18 protein-coding genes are annotated in these 19,853 nt (G+C 73.1%); 5 read left to right on the top strand and 13 right to left on the bottom strand.

Translation table 11 applies throughout. From position 1 onward, the window contains the following. Positions 1-214: 214 nt before the first annotated feature. Complete coding sequence (gene hisS, locus ACFYE3_RS04200; protein WP_387606318.1) at positions 215-1,573, bottom strand: histidine--tRNA ligase; 1,359 nt, start codon at positions 1,571-1,573, stop codon at positions 215-217. Positions 1,574-1,876: 303 nt separating this feature from the next. Here hisS and ACFYE3_RS04195 point away from each other — a divergent pair, with 303 nt between their 5' ends. Beyond that, entirely contained in the window at positions 1,877-3,358 is a 1,482-nt protein-coding gene (locus ACFYE3_RS04195; RefSeq protein WP_387606315.1) for a DUF349 domain-containing protein, read from the top strand. Between the two features lie 91 nt (positions 3,359-3,449). Next, the gene (locus ACFYE3_RS04190) at positions 3,450-4,046 is read left to right on the top strand and encodes a hypothetical protein (protein ID WP_387606312.1); all 597 of its coding nucleotides are present in this window, start codon (positions 3,450-3,452) and stop codon (positions 4,044-4,046) included. Between the two features lie 18 nt (positions 4,047-4,064). On the opposite strand, the gene ACFYE3_RS04185 is transcribed toward ACFYE3_RS04190, so the two are convergent. The 12 genes from ACFYE3_RS04185 to ACFYE3_RS04130 all read right to left on the bottom strand — a co-directional run bounded on the left by ACFYE3_RS04185 (position 4,065) and on the right by ACFYE3_RS04130 (position 16,944). Beyond that, the gene (locus ACFYE3_RS04185; protein WP_387606310.1) at positions 4,065-6,461 is read right to left on the bottom strand and encodes a RelA/SpoT family protein; all 2,397 of its coding nucleotides are present in this window, start codon (positions 6,459-6,461) and stop codon (positions 4,065-4,067) included. Between the two features lie 140 nt (positions 6,462-6,601). After that, the gene (gene secF / locus ACFYE3_RS04180; protein ID WP_387606308.1) at positions 6,602-7,621 is read right to left on the bottom strand and encodes a protein translocase subunit SecF; all 1,020 of its coding nucleotides are present in this window, start codon (positions 7,619-7,621) and stop codon (positions 6,602-6,604) included. After that, positions 7,621-9,462, bottom strand: coding sequence for a protein translocase subunit SecD (gene secD, locus ACFYE3_RS04175; protein ID WP_387606306.1), 1,842 nt, complete (start codon positions 9,460-9,462; stop codon positions 7,621-7,623). Before secD ends, secF begins: the two co-directional genes overlap by 1 nt. A gap of 90 nt (positions 9,463-9,552) precedes the next feature. After that, the gene (gene yajC, locus ACFYE3_RS04170; RefSeq protein ID WP_387606304.1) at positions 9,553-10,014 is read right to left on the bottom strand and encodes a preprotein translocase subunit YajC; all 462 of its coding nucleotides are present in this window, start codon (positions 10,012-10,014) and stop codon (positions 9,553-9,555) included. Between the two features lie 112 nt (positions 10,015-10,126). Then, on the bottom strand, positions 10,127-11,245 hold the full coding sequence (gene ruvB, locus ACFYE3_RS04165) for a Holliday junction branch migration DNA helicase RuvB (protein WP_387606302.1): 1,119 nt from the start codon (positions 11,243-11,245) through the stop codon (positions 10,127-10,129). A gap of 2 nt (positions 11,246-11,247) precedes the next feature. Further along, entirely contained in the window at positions 11,248-11,889 is a 642-nt protein-coding gene (gene ruvA / locus ACFYE3_RS04160) for a Holliday junction branch migration protein RuvA (RefSeq protein ID WP_387606300.1), read from the bottom strand. A gap of 90 nt (positions 11,890-11,979) precedes the next feature. After that, positions 11,980-12,606, bottom strand: a complete 627-nt coding sequence (gene ruvC, locus ACFYE3_RS04155) for a crossover junction endodeoxyribonuclease RuvC (RefSeq protein ID WP_368831462.1) — start codon at positions 12,604-12,606, stop codon at positions 11,980-11,982. After that, positions 12,603-13,364, bottom strand: a complete 762-nt coding sequence (locus tag ACFYE3_RS04150; RefSeq protein WP_368831397.1) for a YebC/PmpR family DNA-binding transcriptional regulator — start codon at positions 13,362-13,364, stop codon at positions 12,603-12,605. The genes ruvC and ACFYE3_RS04150 overlap by 4 nt, the downstream gene beginning before the upstream one ends. A gap of 142 nt (positions 13,365-13,506) precedes the next feature. Beyond that, positions 13,507-14,229, bottom strand: coding sequence for a type 1 glutamine amidotransferase (locus tag ACFYE3_RS04145; RefSeq protein WP_387606298.1), 723 nt, complete (start codon positions 14,227-14,229; stop codon positions 13,507-13,509). An 11-nt stretch (positions 14,230-14,240) separates the two neighbouring features. Next, positions 14,241-15,548: a Mur ligase family protein gene (locus ACFYE3_RS04140; RefSeq protein ID WP_387606296.1), complete on the bottom strand. Its 1,308-nt coding sequence runs from the start codon at positions 15,546-15,548 to the stop codon at positions 14,241-14,243. Between the two features lie 105 nt (positions 15,549-15,653). Next, positions 15,654-15,995, bottom strand: coding sequence for a YciI family protein (locus ACFYE3_RS04135; protein WP_387606294.1), 342 nt, complete (start codon positions 15,993-15,995; stop codon positions 15,654-15,656). A 187-nt stretch (positions 15,996-16,182) separates the two neighbouring features. Next, positions 16,183-16,944 (bottom strand): hypothetical protein, encoded by a 762-nt coding sequence (locus ACFYE3_RS04130; protein WP_387606291.1) that lies wholly within the window; start codon positions 16,942-16,944, stop codon positions 16,183-16,185. Between the two features lie 80 nt (positions 16,945-17,024). Between ACFYE3_RS04130 and ACFYE3_RS04125 the strand changes: the two genes are divergently transcribed. The 3 genes from ACFYE3_RS04125 to ACFYE3_RS04115 all read left to right on the top strand — a co-directional run bounded on the left by ACFYE3_RS04125 (position 17,025) and on the right by ACFYE3_RS04115 (position 19,728). After that, positions 17,025-17,417 carry a VOC family protein gene (locus ACFYE3_RS04125; RefSeq protein ID WP_387606289.1) on the top strand — a complete coding sequence of 131 codons (393 nt, stop codon included), beginning with the start codon at positions 17,025-17,027 and terminating at the stop codon, positions 17,415-17,417. A gap of 14 nt (positions 17,418-17,431) precedes the next feature. Continuing rightward, a complete protein-coding gene (locus ACFYE3_RS04120; RefSeq protein WP_387606286.1) occupies positions 17,432-18,253 on the top strand; it encodes a hypothetical protein in 822 nt (273 codons plus the stop codon). A 710-nt stretch (positions 18,254-18,963) separates the two neighbouring features. Next, positions 18,964-19,728 carry a hypothetical protein gene (locus ACFYE3_RS04115; protein WP_387606284.1) on the top strand — a complete coding sequence of 255 codons (765 nt, stop codon included), beginning with the start codon at positions 18,964-18,966 and terminating at the stop codon, positions 19,726-19,728. Positions 19,729-19,853 lie beyond the last annotated feature (125 nt).

Raw genomic sequence — 19,853 nt, 5'->3', positions numbered from 1 at the left:
TGGACGCCGCCCGCGCCGAGTCCCCCACCTCGTGCCACCATCACGCGCCGAGCCCCCAGCCTCTCGACGCCACCGGCGCCGAGTCCCCACTTCCGCCGCAATTCCCCAGAAGAAGTCGGGGGAAACGGAACGGGACTGGGGACTCGGCGGAATGGGCGGAATGGGCGGTCGGAGGGTGGGGGCTCGGTGATTCCGGACCGGACGGGCGAGCGGGTCAGGACCCTGCGGCTCGCACGACCGGGCGCAGGTCCTCGGCCGGCGGGGTCCAGGAGGCCGGGTCGGCGGGGACCTGCTCGCCGGAGCGGATGTCCTTGACCTCGTGGGAGAGCGTCCCGTCCTCGCCGCGGACCGTGAACCACACGTAGGGGATGCCGCGGCGCTCGGCGTACTTGATCTGCTTGCCGAACTTCGCAGCGCTCGCAGAGACCTCGCACGCGATGCCGCGCTCGCGCAGCTGCTGGGCCACGTCCTGGGCCGGGGACCAGGACTCCTCGTCCACCAGCGAGACCAGCACGGCGGTGGGGACCTTGCGGGAGGGCGCGGCCATCCCCTGGGACAGCATGCGCGTGACCAGCCGGGTGACGCCCACGGACAGGCCCACGCCCGGGTAGGTCTTCTTGCCGGTGGACGCGAGGGACTCGTACCGGCCGCCGGAGCACACGGAGCCCAGCTGCTCGTGGCCCACGAGCACGGTCTCGTAGACGGTGCCGGTGTAGTAGTCGAGGCCGCGGGCGATCGAGAGGTCGGCGACCACCGTGCCGGGGGCGCGGCGGGAGGCTTCCCCCACCACCTCGGCGAGCTCGCGCAGCCCCTCCTCGAGCAGCTGGGTGTTCACCCCGAGGGCGCGGACCCGGTCCACGAAGGAGGTGTCCTCGGTGCGGATCGCCGCCAGCTGCAGCGCGGCCTGCGCCTGCTCGGGGGTGGCGCCGGCCTCGTCGCACAGGGCCTGGGCGACCCGCTCGGGGCCGATCTTCTCGAGCTTGTCGATGTTGCGCAGCACCCCGGCGGTGTCCTGCAGCCCGATGCCCTGGTAGAACCCCTCGGCGAGCTTGCGGTTGTTGACGCGCAGCACGAACGGCGGGATGGGCAGCTTGGACAGGGCGTCGATCATCACGAGCGCGAGCTCCACGTCGTAGCGGAACGGCAGCGTGCCGTCGCCCACCACGTCGATGTCGGCCTGGGTGAACTCGCGGGCCCGGCCCTCCTGGGGGCGCTCGCCGCGCCACACCTTCTGGATCTGGTAGCGGCGGAACGGGAAGGCGAGGTGCCCGCCGTTCTCCACCACGTACCGGGCGAAGGGCACGGTGAGGTCGAAGTGCAGCGCCAGCTGGTCGTCGCCGCGCTCGGCGGGGGCGGCGTCCTCGTCCTCCTGCAGGCGGGAGACGACGTAGACCTCCTTGTCGATCTCGCCCTTGCGCAGCAGCTGCCCGACCGTCTCGACGGCGCGGGTCTCGATCGAGGAGAAGCCGTGCAGCTCGAAGCTCTCCCGCAGGACGTCGAGGACGTGCAGCTCGACCAGACGCTCCTCCGGAAGCCATTCGGGGAAACCGGACAGGGAGATCTTGCGGGCCATGGGGACGTGCTCCTCGAGTGGATCGGCGGCGGAACGGGGGACGGCCGGCCCGGACGGGCCCGACGGTTCCGCACTCATCCTAGGGATCTGCGTGCGCGCGGCCCAAAGCCCCGGCCGGAGCCGGACCTCCGCCCGGCCCACCGGCCGGGCGGGCGCACGTCGGCACGCAGGGGGGCCGGGTGGGCGCTCGGCAGCCGGAGGAGGTGGTCTCGGTAGTATGGGGCAGACGATTGTCCGAAGCCGGGCGACGACGCCGGGCACGTTCCCGGGGGCGCCGCCGGCGAGAGCGAAAGAGTTTCAGCGGTGACAGAACGTCTCGAATCCGACGACCAGCCCACGCCCCGCCCCGTCCCCACCCCGGGGCCCGTGCCGAAGCCGGGGGCCCCCAGGCCGGGGGCCCCGGCGGCGCCGGCACAGGCCTCCCCCGGTCCGGCTCCCACGCCCGCAGCGGTCCAGCCGCCCGCGACTCCGGCGGCGGCCCCGGCCCCCGCGGCGCCTCCGGCGGCGGCGCCGGCCCTCGCCTCCCCGGAGTCCGTGGCCCGCGCCCGGGCCTTCGGGCGGGTCACGGAGGACGGCCACGTCTACGTGGTCGTCGACGGCGAGGAGGTCCTCTGCGGCCAGTTCCCGGACGCGACCGAGGACGAGGCGCTGGGCTACTTCGCCCGGAAGTTCGACGACGTCGAGGCCCAGGTGGCGCTGCTCGAGCAGCGGGTGGCCGCGGGCGCGCCCTCGGCGGACATGCAGAGCACGGTGGACCACCTCGCCGAGCAGGTCGGCCAGCGCAAGATGCTCGGGGACGTCAAGGCCCTCGAGTCCCGTCTGGAGGCCCTGCGCCCGGCGATCCGGGACCTGGAGGCCGCCGAGCGGGCCGCCCACGAGGCGGAGCGCGCGCAGAACGTCGCGGCGCGGGAGGCGATCGTCGCGGAGGCGGAGCAGATCGCCGCCCAGGACCCGCAGCGGACGCAGTGGAAGCAGTCGTCGGCCCGGATGGCGGAGCTCTTCGACCAGTGGAAGACCCACCAGAAGTCCGGCATCCGGCTGGGCCGGGCCGCGGAGGACGCCCTGTGGAAGCGGTTCCGCACCGCACGCACCACGTTCGACCGGCACCGCCGCGCGTTCTTCTCGCAGCTGGACGCCGACAACTCCGAGGCGAAGAAGGCCAAGGAGGCCCTCATCGCCGAGGCGGAGGCCTTGTCCGGCTCCACCGACTGGGGCGCCACGGCCGCGGAGTACCGCCGCCTGATGGACCGGTGGAAGGAGTCCAAGCGTGCGTCCAAGAAGGACGACGACGCCCTGTGGGCGCGGTTCCGTGCCGCCCAGGACACCTTCTTCGCGGCGCGCAAGGCCGACAACGACCGGATCGACGAGGAGTTCGAGGGCAACCTCGCCGTGAAGGAGCAGCTGCTCGCCGAGGCGAAGGCGCTGCTGCCGGTCACGGACCTCAAGGCCGCCAAGCGGGCGCTGGGCGACATCCTGGACCGGTGGGAGCAGGCGGGGAAGGTCCCGCGCGCCCACATGCGCCGGGTGGAGGCCGAGCTGCGCACGGTGGAGGACGCCGTGCGGCAGGTCGAGGACGAGAAGTGGCAGCGCTCCAACCCGGAGACCAAGGCCCGGTCCAACTCGATGCTCACGCAGCTCGAGTCGAAGATCGAGGACCAGGAGGACGCGCTGGCCCGGGCCCAGGCCACCGGGGACACCAAGCGCGCGGCCAAGCTGGAGGGCGAGCTCGCCACCAGCCGCCAGTGGCTCGAGACGCTGCGCCGTTCGGCGGCGGACCTGCGCTGACCGGGGACGCACGGGAGGGCCCCGCGGCCGCGCTGTCCACAGCGCGCCGCGGGGCCTTTCCCGTGCCGCGGCCGCGGGTCAGAGTGGGCTCATGGACGCCCCGCCCTGGCACCCCGACACCCTGTTCCTGCCCGCGCGGCCCTTCTCGCGCGTCGAGCTCTCCGCCCTGGTCACGGACGGGGTGCTCGTGCCCGTGGTGCTGGAGGCGCACGTGCTGCGCGGGCGCCCGGTGACCCGGGCGGTCAAGATCGCGGCGCTGGAGGCACAGCTGCCTCCGCACCTGCTGCGGCGCGGGGTGCTCGGGCGGCTCTCCGCTGCGTGGTTCTACGACTGCGCCGGGCGCCCCAGCATCCTGCCGGTGCTGCTGGACAAGCTGCGCCGCACCACGATGTCCCCGGTGCCCGAGGGTCTGGCGCTGCACCAGGTCACGCTGGGCGGCTATGACGTCCACGACGCCGGGCCCGTGCACGTCACCACGCCGCTGCGCACCGCCGTGGACCTGGCCCTGCACGTGCCGGGACGGGAGGGGATCGCGGCCCTGGAGAAGCTCATGCACGCCCCGCACCTGCACTGCCCGCCCCCGCTGGTGCAGACCGCGCTCGAGAGCTTCGAGCGGATGCCCGGCCGGCAGGCGGCGCTGCTGCGGGTCCGCCGTGCCGCCCGGGCCGTCGGCCGCCCCCTCCGGTGATGCGGGCGGCCGGGCGGCTCACCGGCCGGACGGCTCCGAGATGGGCCGGTTGCCCGAGGTGCGGTAGACGTCGTACACCCCGTCGATGCGGCGGACCTGGTTGAGCACGTGGTCCAGGTAGCGCGGGTCCCCCATCTCGAAGGCGAAGCGGGAGATCGCCAGCCGCGACTTCGAGGTGTGCACGGAGGCGGAAAGGATGTTGACGTGGTTCTCGGAGAGCACCCGGGTGACGTCCGAGAGCAGGGACTTGCGGTCGAGGGCCTCCACCTGGATCTCCACCAGGTACACGCTGGACTGGGTGGGCGCCCACTCGACCTCGACCACTCGCTCGGTGGAGGTGAGGGCGAGCATGTTGGCGCAGTCCTTGCGGTGCACGGAGATGCCGGCGCCACGGGTCACGAAACCCATGATCTCGTCCGGCGGCACCGGGGTGCAGCAGCGGGCGAGCTTGACGTAGACGTCCGAGGCGCCCTGGACCGTCACCCCGGAGTCGGACACGCGCGGGCGCACCGGCTGGGTGGCGATCGTGGTCTCCGCGAAGTCCTCCTCCGCGCCGTCGGCCCCGCCGAGGTCGCCCACGATCTTCGCGACCACGTCCTGGGCGCTGACCACGTCGGAGCCGATCGCCTCGTAGAGGGAGCTGATGTCGGTGCGGTGGAAGTCCTGGGCCACCGCGAGCAGGGACTCCTGGGTGAGCGTGCGCTGCAGCGGCAGGTGGTGCTTGCGCAGGGCGCGGGTGAGCGCGTCCTTGCCCTTCTCGATGGCCTCCTCGCGGCGCTCCTTGGAGAACCACTGCCGGATCTTGTTGCGGGCCCGCGGGGACTGCACGAACTTCAGCCAGTCCTGCGAGGGCCCGGCGTGCTCGGACTTGGAGGTGAGCACCTCCACCCAGTCACCGTGCTGCAGCTCCGAGGACAGCGGCACGAGCTTGCCGTTCACCCGGGCCCCGATGGTCTTGTGCCCCACCTCGGTGTGCACGGCGTAGGCGAAGTCCACGGGCGTGGAGCCGGCGGGCAGGGCCATGACCTCGCCCTTGGGGGTGAAGACGTACACCTCGGACGTGTTGATCTGGTAGCGCAGGGAGTCGAGGAACTCGGAGGAGTCCTGGGTCTCCTCCTGCCAGGACACCAGCGAGCTGAGCCAGGCGAGGTCCCCCTCCATGGCCTTCGGAGTCGCGGAGTTCGCCTGGTTGGCCTGGTCCTTGTACTTCCAGTGCGCGGCCACGCCGTACTCGGCGCGGCGGTGCATCTCGTGGGTGCGGATCTGGATCTCCACGGGGCGCCCGTCCGGGCCGATCACCGTGGTGTGCAGGGACTGGTACATGTTGAACTTCGGCATGGCGATGTAGTCCTTGAACCGCCCCGGCAGCGGCCGCCACCGCGCGTGCAGGGCGCCCAGCGCCGCGTAGCACTCGCGCACCGTGTTCACCAGGACCCGCACCGCCTGCAGGTCCTGGATCTCGTCGAAGTCCTTCCCGCGCACGATCATCTTCTGGTAGATCGAGTAGTAGTGCTTGGGCCGGCCGGTGATGGTCGCCTCGATGCCCGCCTCCGAGAGATCCTGGGCGATCCGCTCCCGGATCTTGGCCAGCGACCGCTCGCGCTGGGGCTGGCGCTCGCCCACCATCCGCACGATCTCCTCGTACACCTTGGGGTAGAGCGCCGCGAAGGCGAGGTCCTCGAGCTCCCACTTGATGGTGTTCATGCCGAGCCGGTGGGCCAGCGGGGCGAAGATCTCGAGGGTCTCGCGGGCCTTCTTCGAGGAGGAGCTCTGGGAGACGAAGCGCCAGGTGCGGGCGTTGTGCAGGCGGTCGGCGAGCTTGATGACGAGCACGCGGATGTCCTTGGCCATCGCCACGATCATCTTGCGGACGGTCTCGGCCTGCGCGGCGTCCCCGTACTGGACCTTGTCCAGCTTCGTCACGCCGTCCACGAGGGCGGCGACCTCGTCGCCGAACTCCGCGCGCAGCTGGTCGAGGGTGTAGTCCGTGTCCTCGACGGTGTCGTGGAGCAGCGCGGCCACCAGCGTGGCGCCCGTCATGCCGAGCTCCGCGAGGATCGTGGTCACGGCCACGGGGTGCGTGATGTAGGGGTCGCCGCTCTTGCGCTTCTGCCCCTCGTGGCACTTCTCCGCGACCTTGAAGGCGCGCTGCAGGACTTCGAGGTCCTCCTCGGGGTGGGTGGCGCGCACGGTGTGCAGCAGCGGCTCGAGGATCGGCGAGTGGTCCATGGGCCGGCCGGAGAGGTAGGACAGGCTCGACCGGGTGCGGTCGCTGCGGCCCGGGAACACGGCCCGGCCCAGCAGGGGCCGGGAGGCGGGCACCACGTAGTGCGTGCCGGCCATGTCCGACCGGCGCGGCGGGGTCGGCGCGGCGCCCTGGCCCGTGGGGACGGCCCCGTCGTCGGACGAGCTCATGACCGGCACTTCCTTCCCATTCGATGCACGCGGGGCGGCGGCCGTGCGGCCGCCGCCCCGGTCGTCGAGCCCGGATCCGGTTCGACAGGTGCTGCTGTGGCGGGCCGCTCCTGCACGGCCCGCCCTACGGTGGCTACAGTCTAGTGCGCGAGCGCCTCCTCGGCGGCACGCTCCGCGGGCGCTCCCGCACGGGCCTCCTGCTCCTGGATGGCGGGCTCCCCGCGGCGCAGCAGCGCGTAGAGGGGCGCGGCCACGAACAGGGTGGCCGCGGTCCCCACGATGATCCCGACGAACAGGGACAGGGACAGGTCCTTGAGCGTGCCCGCGCCCAGGACGAGCCAGCCGATGAACAGGATCGAGCCCACCGGCAGGATGCCCACCACGGAGGTGTTGATCGAGCGCACCAGGGTCTGGTTGACGGCGAGGTTCACCTGGTCGGAGTACTTCCGTCCGGCCCGCTCCGGCGGGGCGGTGCCGTCGAGCAGGCCCTCGGTGTTCTCCCGGACCTTGTCGAAGACCACCACGGAGTCGTAGAGCGAGTAGCTGAGCACCGTGAGGAAGCCGATCACCGCGGACGGGGTGACCTCGAAGCCCACGAGCGAGTAGATGCCGGCGGTGATCGCCACCGAGGCGAGCATGCCGGCGATCGCTGAGACCGACATCTTCCAGGTGCGGAAGTACAGGGCCATCAGGGCGGTGGCGAGGACCACGAAGACCACGAGACCCCGCAGGGCCTGGCTGGTGACGCCGGCGCCCCACGTGGGGCCCACGAAGTTGGAGGTGACCTCCTCCTCGCTCACGCCGTAGGCCTCGACCAGGGCGTCCTTGACGGCGAGCGTCTGGTCGTCGTCGAGCTGCTCGGTGCGCACCCGGACGGTCTCCGGGGCGATGTTGGTGACCTCGACCTCCGCGGCGTCCGAGGACCCGGCGACGGCGCGCTGGCCGGTCTCGATGTCCGGGTCGGCCACGGCGGACACGGTGAACTCGGACCCGCCGGTGAAGTCGATGCCGAGGTTGAAGCCGCCCTTGGCGACGGGCACGAGCAGTGAGAGCAGCACGAGGACGCCCACGATCGCGAGCCACTGCTTGGCCCGGGCCACGAAGGGGTACGAGGTGCGCCCGCTGTGCAGGGCGTTGCCGAAATCTGCGAACCGGGACATCAGGCGTTCTCCTCGGGGGTGCGGGCGGCGGACGACGACGCGCCGACCGGCGCCCCGTCCGGTGCTGCCGCGGACGGGGGGTCCTGCGGCGCCGTCTGTCCCGCACGCCGGCGCCGCTCGGCGATCGTCAGGCCGTCGTGCTCCGCCCCGGGCTCGCGCAGCCGTCCGGCGCCCCGGTACAGGGGCACCGCGTCGAGGGCCTCGGGGCTGAGCCCCGAGTGCTTCCCGCCGCCGCCGAAGTAGCGGGTGCGGGCGAGCATGACCATCACAGGGTGCGTGAAGAGGAAGACGACGAGGAGGTCGGCGATCGCGGTCAGGCCGAGGGTGAAGGCGAAGCCGCGCACGTTGCCCACGGCCACGAAGTACAGGACCGCGGCGGCCAGCAGGTTCACGGCCTTGGACGCGAGCACGGTCTGGCGGGCGCGCTGCCATCCGTGGTCGACCGCCGCGGGGATGGAGCGGCCGCTGCGGATCTCGTCGCGGATGCGCTCGAAGTAGACGATGAACGAGTCGGCGGTCTGGCCGATGGCCACGATCAGGCCCGCCACGCCGGCCAGGGACAGGCGGTAGTTCGCGGACCAGCCCAGCAGGGTAATCGCCAGCCAGGTGAGCACGCCCGCGACCACGAGCGAGCTGATGGTCACGAGGCCCAGCAACCGGTACTGGAACAGCGAGTACACGCACACGAGGACCAGGCCGATGATCCCGGCGATGATGCCCATCCGCAGCTGGTCGGCGCCCAGGGTCGCGGAGATCTGCTGCTCCGACTGGATGTCGAAGCTCATCGGCAGCGCACCGTACTTGAGCTGCTCGGCCAGGAACTTGGCCTGCTCCTCGGTGAACTGGCCCGTGATCTGGGCCTGGCCGTCGGAGATCACGGCGTTCATCGACGGGGCGGAGACCACCTGGCCGTCGAGCAGGATCGCGAACTGGCTGCGGGGGTCGCCGGGCGTGGCGCTGCCGATGCCGTAGAGCCGCTCGGAGAGCTGCCGGAACGTGTCCGTGGCCTCGGGGCCGAACTGCAGGTTCACGGCGAACTGGTTCAGGGACACGCCCTGCGAGTTCTGGGCCGTGCCGTAGGAGGCGTCCTCGATCCCGGTGCCCTGGATCTCGACCGGGCCCAGGAGGTACTTGGTGGCGGTCTCGGGCTCGCAGGCGACGACGGGCGCGCCGGCGTCCTGGGCCTCCCGCTCCTCCGGGGACTGCGGCACGGTGCAGTCGGTCTCCTCGAACTCCCGGAACAGGTCCGGGGTGATCCAGTTGGGGTCGGAGGCGTCGGTGGGCTCGGCGGTGGGCTCGGGCACCTCGTCGTCGGCGACGCGCTGGTCCTCGGGCACCGGCTCCGCGGCGGCGGTGGTGAGCACCGGCCGGAAGTTCATCTGCGCCGAGGTCTGGATGAGCTCCCGGGTCTGCGCGGAGGGCACGCCGGGCATGGAGACCACGATGTTGCTGCCGGACTGGGTGGCGATCTCCGCCTCCGCCACGCCCGAGCCGTCGACGCGCTGGCGGATGATCTCCACGGCCTGGTCCAGCTGCTCGGCGGTGATCTCCTGGCCCGCGTCCTCCCCCTGCAGGGACGGGGAGAGGATCATCTGCGTTCCGCCCTCGAGGTCGAGGGCCAGCTTGGGCCCCCAGCCGGCGCGGTCCGTGCCCGCGCCCCAGGCCAGCAGCCCGGCCAGCAGGGCGAGCAGCACGAGCAGTCCGATCAGGGACCGGCGCGCCGTCGAGAGGGCGGCCCGCACCCCCGAGCGCGCCGGAGCGGTCGAGCCGCCCCGGCCGGACGGGCCGTCCGGTGCGGCGGGTCCCGGGTCACCGGGGGTCTTGCGTGTGGTCAGTGCCATGGTCTTCCTTACGAACAACGGCCCGGTGGGGCCGGGCCTGTGCATGGGAACGGGCCGACCATCGGTCGGCCCGTCGTCCCGCGTGGGGGGTCAGTCGTTGCGCTGCCCGGGATCGCGCCGGGCGTCGTCGTCCAGGGGGTCGACCGGGGTCGACCCGGCGCCGGGGGCGTCGGGCTCGATCACGGACGCCTCGGCCCGGGTCTCGGGAGCGGCGGCGGCGGGGGCCACCTCGTCCTCGACGACCGTGGTGACGGTCTGCAGGTGCACGGTCACGGCGGTGCCGGGGGCGATCTCGAGGACGACCTTGTTGGTGTCCCGGTCGATCGAGCGCACCGTGCCGTAGAGGCCGTAGTTCGTCATGACCTCGGTGCCGGGGCCCATGGCCGCCTGCTTCTCCTTGACCTGGGCCACGGCCTTCTTCTGCCGGCGCATGGGCAGCCACAGCAGGAGCACCATGGCCACGAGCATCAGGGGCAGCAGCCAGGCGGTGCCGCCTCCCGTGGGCTGGGCGGCCTGGGCGGGGAGGGACTGGGCGAGGAGGAGCGGGCTCACGGACTTCCGTTCGATCGGTGGCGGGTGTCCTCACCATGGTAGGGGATCGAGCCCTTCAGCGTCCCGGACGGCGCCCGGAGAGCCGGCCCGGGTCCGGGGACGGCGGCCGCCCTCAGTCCTCGAACAGGGACGGGACGTCCTCGGCGGCGGCCGGGGCCGTGCCGCCGAAGGCGGCGCGCAGCCCGGGGTCCTTGAACGCGGCGTGCTCGGGCGGGCGCAGACCCAGGTGGTCCCAGGCCGCGGCCATCGCGATCCGGCCCCGGGGCGTCCGGCCGAGCAGGCCCTCGCGGACCAGATAGGGCTCGGCCACGGTCTCGACGGTCTCGGTCTCCTCCCCCACCGCGATCGCCAGGGTGGACAGGCCCACCGGGCCGCCGCCGAACTTCGTCACGAGCGCCTCGAGCACCGAGCGGTCCAGGCGGTCGAGGCCGCGGGTGTCCACCTCGTACATGTCGAGGGCCGCGGAGGAGGTGCGGGAGTCGATCCGGTCGATGCCGTGCACGAGCGCCCAGTCCCGAACCCGGCGCAGCAGCCGGTTGGCGATGCGCGGGGTGCCCCGGGACCGGGAGGCGACCTCGGCGAAGCCCTCCGCGGTCATCGCCAGGTCCATGAGCCCGGCGGAGCGGCGCAGCACGAGCTCGAGCTCCGCCACGGAGTAGAACTCGAGGTGGCCGGTGAAGCCGAAGCGGTCGCGCAGCGGGCCGGGCAGCAGACCCGCCCGGGTGGTGGCGCCCACGAGGGTGAACGGCGGCAGGTCCAGCGGGATGGACGTGGCGCCGGCACCCTTGCCGACCACGATGTCCACCCGGAAGTCCTCCATCGCCATGTAGAGCATCTCCTCGGCGGGCCGGGACATGCGGTGGATCTCGTCGAGGAACAGCACCTCGCCCTCCGTCAGGGAGGACAGGATCGCGGCGAGGTCACCGGCGTGCTGGATGGCCGGGCCGGAGGAGATCCGCAGGGGCGCGCCCATCTCCTCGGCGATGATCATGGCCAGGGTCGTCTTGCCCAGGCCGGGGGGCCCCGAGAGCAGGACGTGGTCGGCGGAGCGGCCCCGCAGCCGCGAGGCCTCGAGCACGAGGGACAGCTGCTGTCGCACCCGCTTCTGCCCCACGAACTCGTCGAGGTTCGCGGGCCGCAGCGCCGACTCGAGCTGCTTCTCGTCGGGCTCGTCCTCCCCCGAGACCAGCCGGTCCCGGGAGTTCACCGCGGCACCGTCCTCGCGGGCCACGATCAGACCCCCCGCTCCGCGGGAACCCGGGGTCCGGCCTTGGCCGCGCCGAGCCACCCGAGCACGGTGCGCAGGATCGTCGGGACGTCGCCGGAGGCGGCAAGCTCCTCCCGGCCGGCGAGGGCGTCCGCGATGCCCCGGGCCGCGTCCTTCTCGTTCCAGCCCAGACCCACGAGGGCCTCGAGCACCTGCGCGCGCCACGGCTCCATCGGGGCCGCGGCAGGCGGGGCGGGACGGTCCGGGACGATGAGCTTGTCGGCGAGCTCCAGCACGATCCGGCGGGCGCCCTTGGGGCCGATGCCCGGGACGGTCGTGAACGCCTTGGCGTCCCCCTGCGCGATGGCGCGGTGGACGGCGTCCGGGCCGAGCACGGAGAGCACCGCGAGGGCGGTGCGGGGGCCCACACCGCTGACGCCGAGCATGATCTCGAAGACCTCGCGCTCGGCGGGGCTGCGGAAGCCGAAGAGCAGCGGGGACTCGTCCTTGCGGGCCACGTACGCCGTGTCGAGCCGGACCTCTCCGCCGATCCGCAGGCCGGACAGGGTCTCCGGCGTCGCCTGGACCTGGACGCCGAACCCGCCCACCGCGACGACGGCGGTGGTGAGGCCGACGTGCTCGACCTGTCCCGTGATGGACGCGATCACCGCGCAACTCCTTCCCGTGCCCGGCGGGGGCCGAGGACGGTCGATCGAACAGATCTACGAATGACGACCACTCTAGCAGTGGACACCGACTCAGCGGCGCCCGCCCCGCTTGGCGCGGTGCTCCGCCTCGGCCCAGGCCCGCTGGGCGGGGGTCATGCCGGTGCGGGCGGCGGCCAGGGGGCGGGCGCCCTGGTGCGTCTCGGTCCGGGCGGTCGCGTCCACACCCGTGCCGCCGCCGCGCCAGCCGTGGCAGATGGCGATGGCCAGGGCGTCGGCGGCGTCGGCGGGCCGGGGCGCCTCCTCGAGCCGGAGGATGCGCACGACCATGCGGGCCACGGACGCCTTGTCGGCGCGCCCCTCCCCCGTCACCGCGGCCTTGACCTCGGACGGGGTGTGCCAGGCCACCGGCACGCCGTGGCGGGCCGCCGAGGCGATGACCGCGCCGGAGGCGTGGGCGGTGCCGATGACCGTGTTCACGTTGGTCTGGGCGAACACCCGCTCCAGGGCGAGGGCGTCGGGGTGGTACCGCTCGATCCACCGCTCGGTGGCCTCCCAGATCCGCAGCACGCGCACGTCGAGCGGGTCGGCGGCGTCCGTGCCGGCCACCCCGACGTCCACGAAGGACGCGGTGCGGTTGCCGGCCATGTCGATCAGGCCGAACCCGCACCGCGTCAGCCCGGGGTCGACCCCGAGGATCCGCTGCGTGGCCGTGGTCAGTCCTCGGAGTCGAGCTGGGCGAGGACCTCGGCGGGGATGTCCGCGTTGGCGTAGACGTTCTGCACGTCGTCGAGCTCCTCGACGGCGTCGACCAGGCGCAGGAACTTCCGGGCGCCCTCGGCGTCGAGCTCCACGAGCATGCTCGGGCGGAACTGCGGGTCGTCGTTGTTGTACTCGAGCCCGGCCTCGTCGAGGGCCGCGCGGATCGCGGGCAGGTCGGTGGCCTCGGAGACGACCTCGAAGACGTCCTCCTGCTCCACGACCTCGTCGGCGCCGGCGTCCAGGACGGCCATGAGGACGTCGTCCTCGGTCAGCCCGCCGGTGCGGGTGACCTCCACGACGCCCTTGCGCTCGAAGAGGAAGGCGACGGAGCCGGAGTCGGCCATCGTGCCGCCGTTGCGGGTCACGGCCACGCGCACCTCGGAGGCCGCGCGGTTCTTGTTGTCGGTGAGGCACTCGATGTACAGCGCCGTGCCCTGCGGACCGCGGGCCTCGTAGAGGATCTCGGTGTAGTCGACGACCTCACCGGTCAGGCCCGCGCCGCGCTTGATCGCACGGTCGATGTTCGCCACCGGCACCGAGTTCTTCTTGGCCTTGGACACGGCGAGGTCCAGCGCCGGGTTGCCCGCGGTGTCGGGCCCGCCCATGCGCGCGGCCACCTCGATGCCCTTGATGTACTTGGCGAAGGCCTTCGCGCGCTTGGCGTCGATCGCGGCCTTCTTGTGCTTGGTCGTGGCCCACTTGGAGTGTCCTGACATGCGTCCCTCCTCGGGAAGTCGTTCGCGGTCGGCCGGGACGCGTCGGTCGTCGTCCCGGCACGGCCCGCCCCGGCGGTGGCCGGGACGGGCCGGAGAAGTTCTGCTCCATTCTACCGGGTGCTCCCGTTCCCGGCCGGGGGGTCTAGCGGGGCCGGGCCTGCGCGACCTCCCGGGCCCGCTCGGCCAGGGTGTCGTCCAGCGGTGCGGCGTCGAAGGCCCCGAGACGTCGTTCCACGGCGGCGCGGATGAGGTGGTCGGCCACGGCGGGGTTCTTGGGCAGCATCGACCCGTGCAGGTAGGAGCCCACCACGTGGTGCACGCGGGCGCCCTCGGTGCCGTCCTCGCCGTTGTTGCCCGCGCCCTTGACCACCGTGCCCAGCGGCGTCTGGTCCGGGCCGAGCCGGGTGACCCCGGAGTGGTTCTCGTAGCCGACGACGGTCCCGAACTCCGGGGACTCCAGCACGATGTTGCCGATCAGGCGCGTCGGCCCGCCCACCGTGGTGAGGTCAAGGATCCCGATGCCGGGCAGGGTCTCGCCGGCGCCGGTGCGGAACTCGTGGCCGAAGAGCTGGTAGAGACCGCAGATCGCGAGCATCGGCACGCCGTCGGCGGCCATGGCCCGCAGCTCGGGGGCGATGCGCTGCAGGTCCTCCTGGACCCGGAACTGCCCGGAGTCCTGGCCGCCGCCGCCCACGAGGAGGTCGGCGTCGGGCGGGAACGGGTCCCCGGGGTTGTGGTCGCTCAGCCGCACGGCGTAGCCGTACTTCTCGAGCCGGCGCTTGAGGGTGAGGGTGTTGCCCCAGTCCCCGTAGATGTTCATGTCCCGGGGATAGAGCTGGACGAGGTGGACGGTGCGGTCGGTCACGGGGGCTCCGCTCAGATCTCGGCGACCTCGGCCACGCGGGACAGCTCCCGGCGCAGCTCGAGCATGGACGTGTAGGTGCAGAAGACGCGCATGGGACGGTCCCCGGCCCCGGCGACGAAGCGCTGCAGGGCGTCACCGAGACCCGGGACCACCTCGCGGACGGCGACCTCGTCGTAGTCCAGGCGCAGGGCCATGTCCCATGCCCGGGTGCCTGCCACCACGTCCACGCCGCCCGGGCGCAGGGAGTGGAAGTCGACGTCCCACAGCCAGGAGACGTCGCGGCCGTCGGCGTACTCGTCGTTGATGGCGATCATCGTGGCGTAGTCGCCCGGCCGGGCCGAGGCCAGCGAGAGGCGGAACCCTGCGGGGTTCTTCACGAGCAGCAGCTGCAGCGGCCGGCCGTCCACGGTGATGGTCTCCCCGCGCCCGAAGGCGGGGGTGACGCGCGAGAGCTCGTCCACCAGCGCGGCGCGGTCCGCGTCGGGGCCGGCCACGGCGAGCGTCACCGCCAGCGCGGCCGCCGCGTTGTACATGTTGTAGACGCCGTAGAGCTCCACGGTGGTCTCGACGGACTCGCCGCCCACCGTCAGTCGGACCCGGTTCGCCTCGAAGGACGTCAGCTCCACGTCGGCGGCCGGCCGGGGCGCCAGCTCCACCTCGTGGTCGGCCTCGGCGTCGGGCCCGCCGGCCGAGCGCATGTCGTCGTCGGAGGGGAACAGGGGTCGCAGCGGCGCGGACAGCCCGAACCAGCGGGTCTGCGTGCCCTCGGGGATGTGCTCCGCGAGGGACACGATCCGGGGGTCCTCCCGGTTGAGCACCACGGTGCCCGTGGTGGCCGCCGCGATCTGGGCGAGCATCCGCCGGGTGGTGTCGATCTCGCCGAAGCGGTCGAGCTGGTCGCGCATGACGTTGAGCAGCAGCGCGTGGCGCGGCCTGACCTGCTTGACGAAGTGCACGGCGTGGGCCTCGTCGAGCTCGAGCACCGCGATGTCCGCGTCGAGGCGGCCGGTGAGGCTCATCTCCCCGAGCAGGGCGGCGGCCACGCCGCGCACGAAGTTGGAGCCCGTGCGGTTGGTGAAGACCTTGTACCCCTGCGAGCGCAGCAGCTGGACGGCCATCTTGGTGGTGGTCGTCTTGCCGTTGGTCCCGCTGATGAGCACCACGCCGTGCGGCAGCTTCGCGAGCTCCTCGGCCACGAACCCGGGGTGCAGCCGCTCCATCACGAGGCCGGGGAAGGCGGAGCCGCCGCCGCGCAGTGTGGTCAGGTACCGGATGCCTTGGCCGAGCAGGCGCACGTGGGGTCTGGACATGCGCTCCATCCTATGGTCTGCGCCCCTGCGGCGGCGGGCACCCGCGTGCGCGCCCGGGGGCGTGGCCGGCGTCCCGCCCCGCGACGGACGGGGACGGACGACGACGGAGCCCCGTCAGCTCGCGGGATCGTCCTGGAACGCGCGCACCTCCTGCGCGCACCGGCAGGCAGCCGCGATCCTTGCAGCCCATGCCAGCGCCGCCTCGCGGGAGGGCACCTCCAGTACCGCGTAGCCGCCTTCGAGCTGCTTCGTCTGCGGGTACGTGCCCTCGGTCACCGTGCCGTCCTCGTCGATCAGGACGGGCGGAACGCTCTCGTCGATGCCACCGCCGAACACCCAGACGCCGGCCTCCTTGGCCTCCTGCACCACCGCGTGCGTGGCCTCCGACACGGCCTGCAGATCCTCGCCGGCAAGGTCCATGGCGCCGCTCGGGAACGAGATCAGGTACTTCGTCATCGGGGCGTCCCTTTCGTCCGTGGCACGGAACAGGTCCATCGTCGACGAGCGGGCGCGCCGCGCACAAGCCTCGCTCGCCCACCCCGGCGGGCTCACCGAGCGTCCGCGGCGCGGCCGCCGGGGGCGGCATCCCGAGCACGACGACGATCCGGCCGGCCAGAGGGATCGGGCCCGGCTGGACCGGCTGTCACAGAGGCGGGGCCAAGGGCTCGTCGACGGCGTGGAGCTCGTTGCTGAGGCTGCTGCCGTCGGTGCCGTCGAGCGGGGTGATGTCCACGACGATCCCCGTCTGCACGTCGAGGTGCACCCGGTACACCGTGGCGAGGTCTCCGCCGGTGGGGGTCGGGTCCTCGGGGCCGTACTCGTGGATCCGGCTGGCCGGGCTGTCCAGCAGCGGGCAGCAGCCGCACCGCGGGGTGTAGCCGTCCTCCCACTCTTCGCCGTTGCCGAGGAGCGGCTGGCAGGTGGCCGACCAGGTCGGGCGGCCCCGCAGCACAGTGGCCAGGACGTCGCTGACGTCCACTCCCCGGCTGAGCTCGACCGGGTCGAGCATGGCCGTCCACTGGTAGTCCTGCCAGAGGGGATCACCGTGGTCGTAGTGCCAGCCCTCCGGGCGCCGGGCGACCAGGCCGTCCGGGCGCAGCAGCACCTCCGGTTCCGGCGGTGGCGGCACAGCGCACCACGCGTCGTCGTCGTGGCGGGCCACCAATTTCACGGCCGCGCCGTAGGGCGGGCCCTCGGCGACCTCGACCCCCGCGGGGGAACGCACGACCACTCGGCCGGGACCCCGGTCGAGCCAGGCCTCGACCGGCGCACCGCTCGGCGCGCTTCCGCTGTCCCGCTGCCGCCGATGGGTGAAGTGCACGGTGCTGAAGCGCCACGGCGAGCTGCGCGCCAGCGCGCGGAAGTCATCGGCCGTGGGGGTCTCAGGCAGGGCATCACCGCTCATGGGACCGAGTAGAGCACATCCCGTGGCCTCCCTCGCACGAGTGCGTGCGCCCGGGTGCGGTCCGTCGGTACTGTCGGACCATGACAGGGCACGAGCTGTTCCCCATCATCAACTGTGCGGACCTGCCGGCCGCCTGCGCCTTCTACGAGCGGGTGTTCCGTGCCGTGCAGACCTACCGGTTTCCTGAGACGGGAGAGCCGGCCTACCTCGTGCTGCAGGTGGGAGACGGTCAGCTCGGTCTGGGCGTCGGCACCACGGAGGCGCTGTACGGCGACACACCGCTGCCCGCCACCGGACACGCGGTGGACCTGTGCGTCTACGTCGAGGATCTCCCGGCCGTCGTCGAGGCCGCCCGCCGGTCCGGTGCCGCCGTGCCGGTCGATGCCCAGGACATGCCGTGGGGCGAGACCGTCGCCTACGTCCGGGATCCCGAGGGCACGATGCTGCTGGTCGTCCAGTCCGGCCAGGACTGAGGAGGCCTGGCGTCATGGATACTGGCCGGGACCTGGAGGTCGAGAGCTGTTCGCCGCTGTTCGAGACCGCAGAGCACGCCATCGAGGAGCCAGCAGAGGAGTCACTGCCGGTGGATGCCGACGTCGGCCCGGTCCCGCTGAAGGGGTCGCGCCCTTCCCCGCACGCGCGCGAAGCGACCTCCCCGACGGACCTGGCCGCGCCGCGGCCCCCTGCCCAGGCCGCCGCCCAGCGGCGGGACGTCCGGACCGCCCTGGGCCGGCGGACAGCTCCGCTGTGGCCGGCTCATGCGACGGTGGCGCCGTCGACGGCGGAGGCGACCCGTCGGGACTGGCAGCAGGTCCATCGACTGGCGGGGTGGGAGATCCAGTACCACGCGCTGGTGCTGCGGAGGATCACCACCGCCTGTGTCGTGGACGTGGCCAGGCCCTGCTTCGAGGCCGGCTGGTCCATCGCCGACATCCTGCACGCCCTGGACTGGACCCCGCAGGGGGTGCGCTACACCCACGACTCGGTGACCGGGATCGAGAACCCCGGCGCCTGGTTCGCCGCCCGCCTGCGCGCCTGGACCCACCAGGACGGCACCCCGATGCGCTCGCTCGACCAGCGCGCCGCTGCGGAGGCCGAGCAGCGCCGGGCCGAGGCCCTCGCGGCCGCTGAACAGCACTCTGCCCGCGGGGTCCAGTCGCAGACCGCGGGAGTGGGGCCGGGGGTGTCGGGGGCGGCCGGCGAGTCGCAGGAGGCGGCAGAGCAGGATCGGCGGCCGTTCCGGGTGCGCTGGGCCGCCCAGATCGCCGCCGGCCGCGCAGAAGCGAGCCGCAGCTCGGGAAACCGGTGAGCTGAGGGACGAGAGGACATCGAGCCCGGAGCCGCCCGCGGAGGCGGGTGCTGCCACCTGGCGAACCACGGGTCGAAGGTCTGCTCACCGTGCTGGGACCCGGGCCGGGCCACCAGGGTGCCGTTGCGCATCGCGCGCCCGGACCCGCCGGGGACCGGAGCCTCGAGGACCCGTCCGCGAGCGCCGGTGGCGGCAGCCCAGCGCCGGCTCAGCTCGGCCATGCGCTCCACCCGGGGACCGACCGGGTCCGGCACCCGGGCCGCGGGGCCGGCCGCGGCGAGCTCCACCAGCCGTGCGGCGACTTCCCGGGCGGCGATCGGCTGTGCTCGCATCGCCGGGACGAGCGCCATCGGCCCCAGGTGCATCCGTCGATGGATCCGCCGGGCGAGACGACGTGAGGGCCCACGACTCCGGTGCCTCCGGCGACGGCGATCCTCATGGCGGTGCTCCTCGTCTCCGGTGCGGCTCCCTTTCGCCGATGGTGCCACCGGGCTCGGGCGGCGCGAGCAGGACCACCTGCCGCTTCGTGGAGGTTCTCGCCAGGTCCGCCTGCTCTGCTGGAGCAGGACCCTCCACGAAGCGAGCAGAAGCAGGTGCGTCATCACAGCCAAGAGCCCCGTGCCCGGCCCCGGTTGCCTCGGACCAGCCCCGACCCGTGAGCCGGCCGGCACCCAGCAGCCCACCGTGCCGCCTGCTCGTCCGCACGCGTCATGACCGTCGAGGACACGGGCGGGGGCCGGCGCGGCCCCCGGCGGGCGCTTCTGGGCCTTCTCCTCCTGGGGACGCTCGCGGCAGCGCTGGCGTTCCTCGGGCCCGGGCTCAGCGGCCTGCGCGCAGGGGACGGCTGGCCGCGCTGGGGCCCGGAGTGCACGGTCGAGACCTCGGCGGGCGAGGTCGAGCTCGACCGTGAGGAGGCGAAGCGGGCCACGACGGCGGTCGCGCTCTCCGCCCGCGGGGCGGAGGCTCCGGACACCTCCGGCATCGACGAGGCGGTGCTGCAGCGGCTGGCCGAGGGGCCGCCCGAGGACGCCGGCGCGAGCCTGAGGTGCCGGGGCACGGCCGCCGGTGATCTGCCGGAACAACAGCTGACCAGCACCGGTCTGACACCGCGCGCCGAGCAGCTCCGCGAGGCGATGACCGGGGTGTTCGGCGAGCAGAGCCTGGGCGGGTTCGCCCCGGGCGGTGTCGACCAGGGGCACGGAGGGGAGTCGACGCACTACGACGGCCGCGCCGTCGACGTCTTCTTCCGCCCGGTGACCGAGGAGAACCGGCGTGAGGGGTGGCTGCTGGCCCACTGGCTGGTCGCCCACGCCGAGGACCTGGACGTCCAGTACGTCATCTTCGACGACCGGTTCTGGAGCGCCCACAGCTCGCGAGGGCAGTGGCGGGACTACGACGCGCCCGACCCCGGCAACGAGATCCTGCGCCACCTCGACCACGTGCACGTGGACGTGCTGCGCGGAGGTCCTGGCTGAGGCGCGGGTCGCGGTCTCGATCAGTGCATCCGCTCCCGCACGGCGTCGGACAGCGAGCCCACCGGAACCTCAGTCCTCTCTTCGAGCGGAACCGTCAGGGATCACGGCCACGGCGGAGGCGAGGC

It is taken from the genome of Kocuria arenosa, assembly GCF_042879215.1.
In the GTDB taxonomy this organism is placed as follows: Bacteria; Actinomycetota; Actinomycetes; order Actinomycetales; family Micrococcaceae; genus Kocuria; species Kocuria arenosa.
This window is presented reverse-complemented; position numbering and strand designations above follow the sequence as displayed.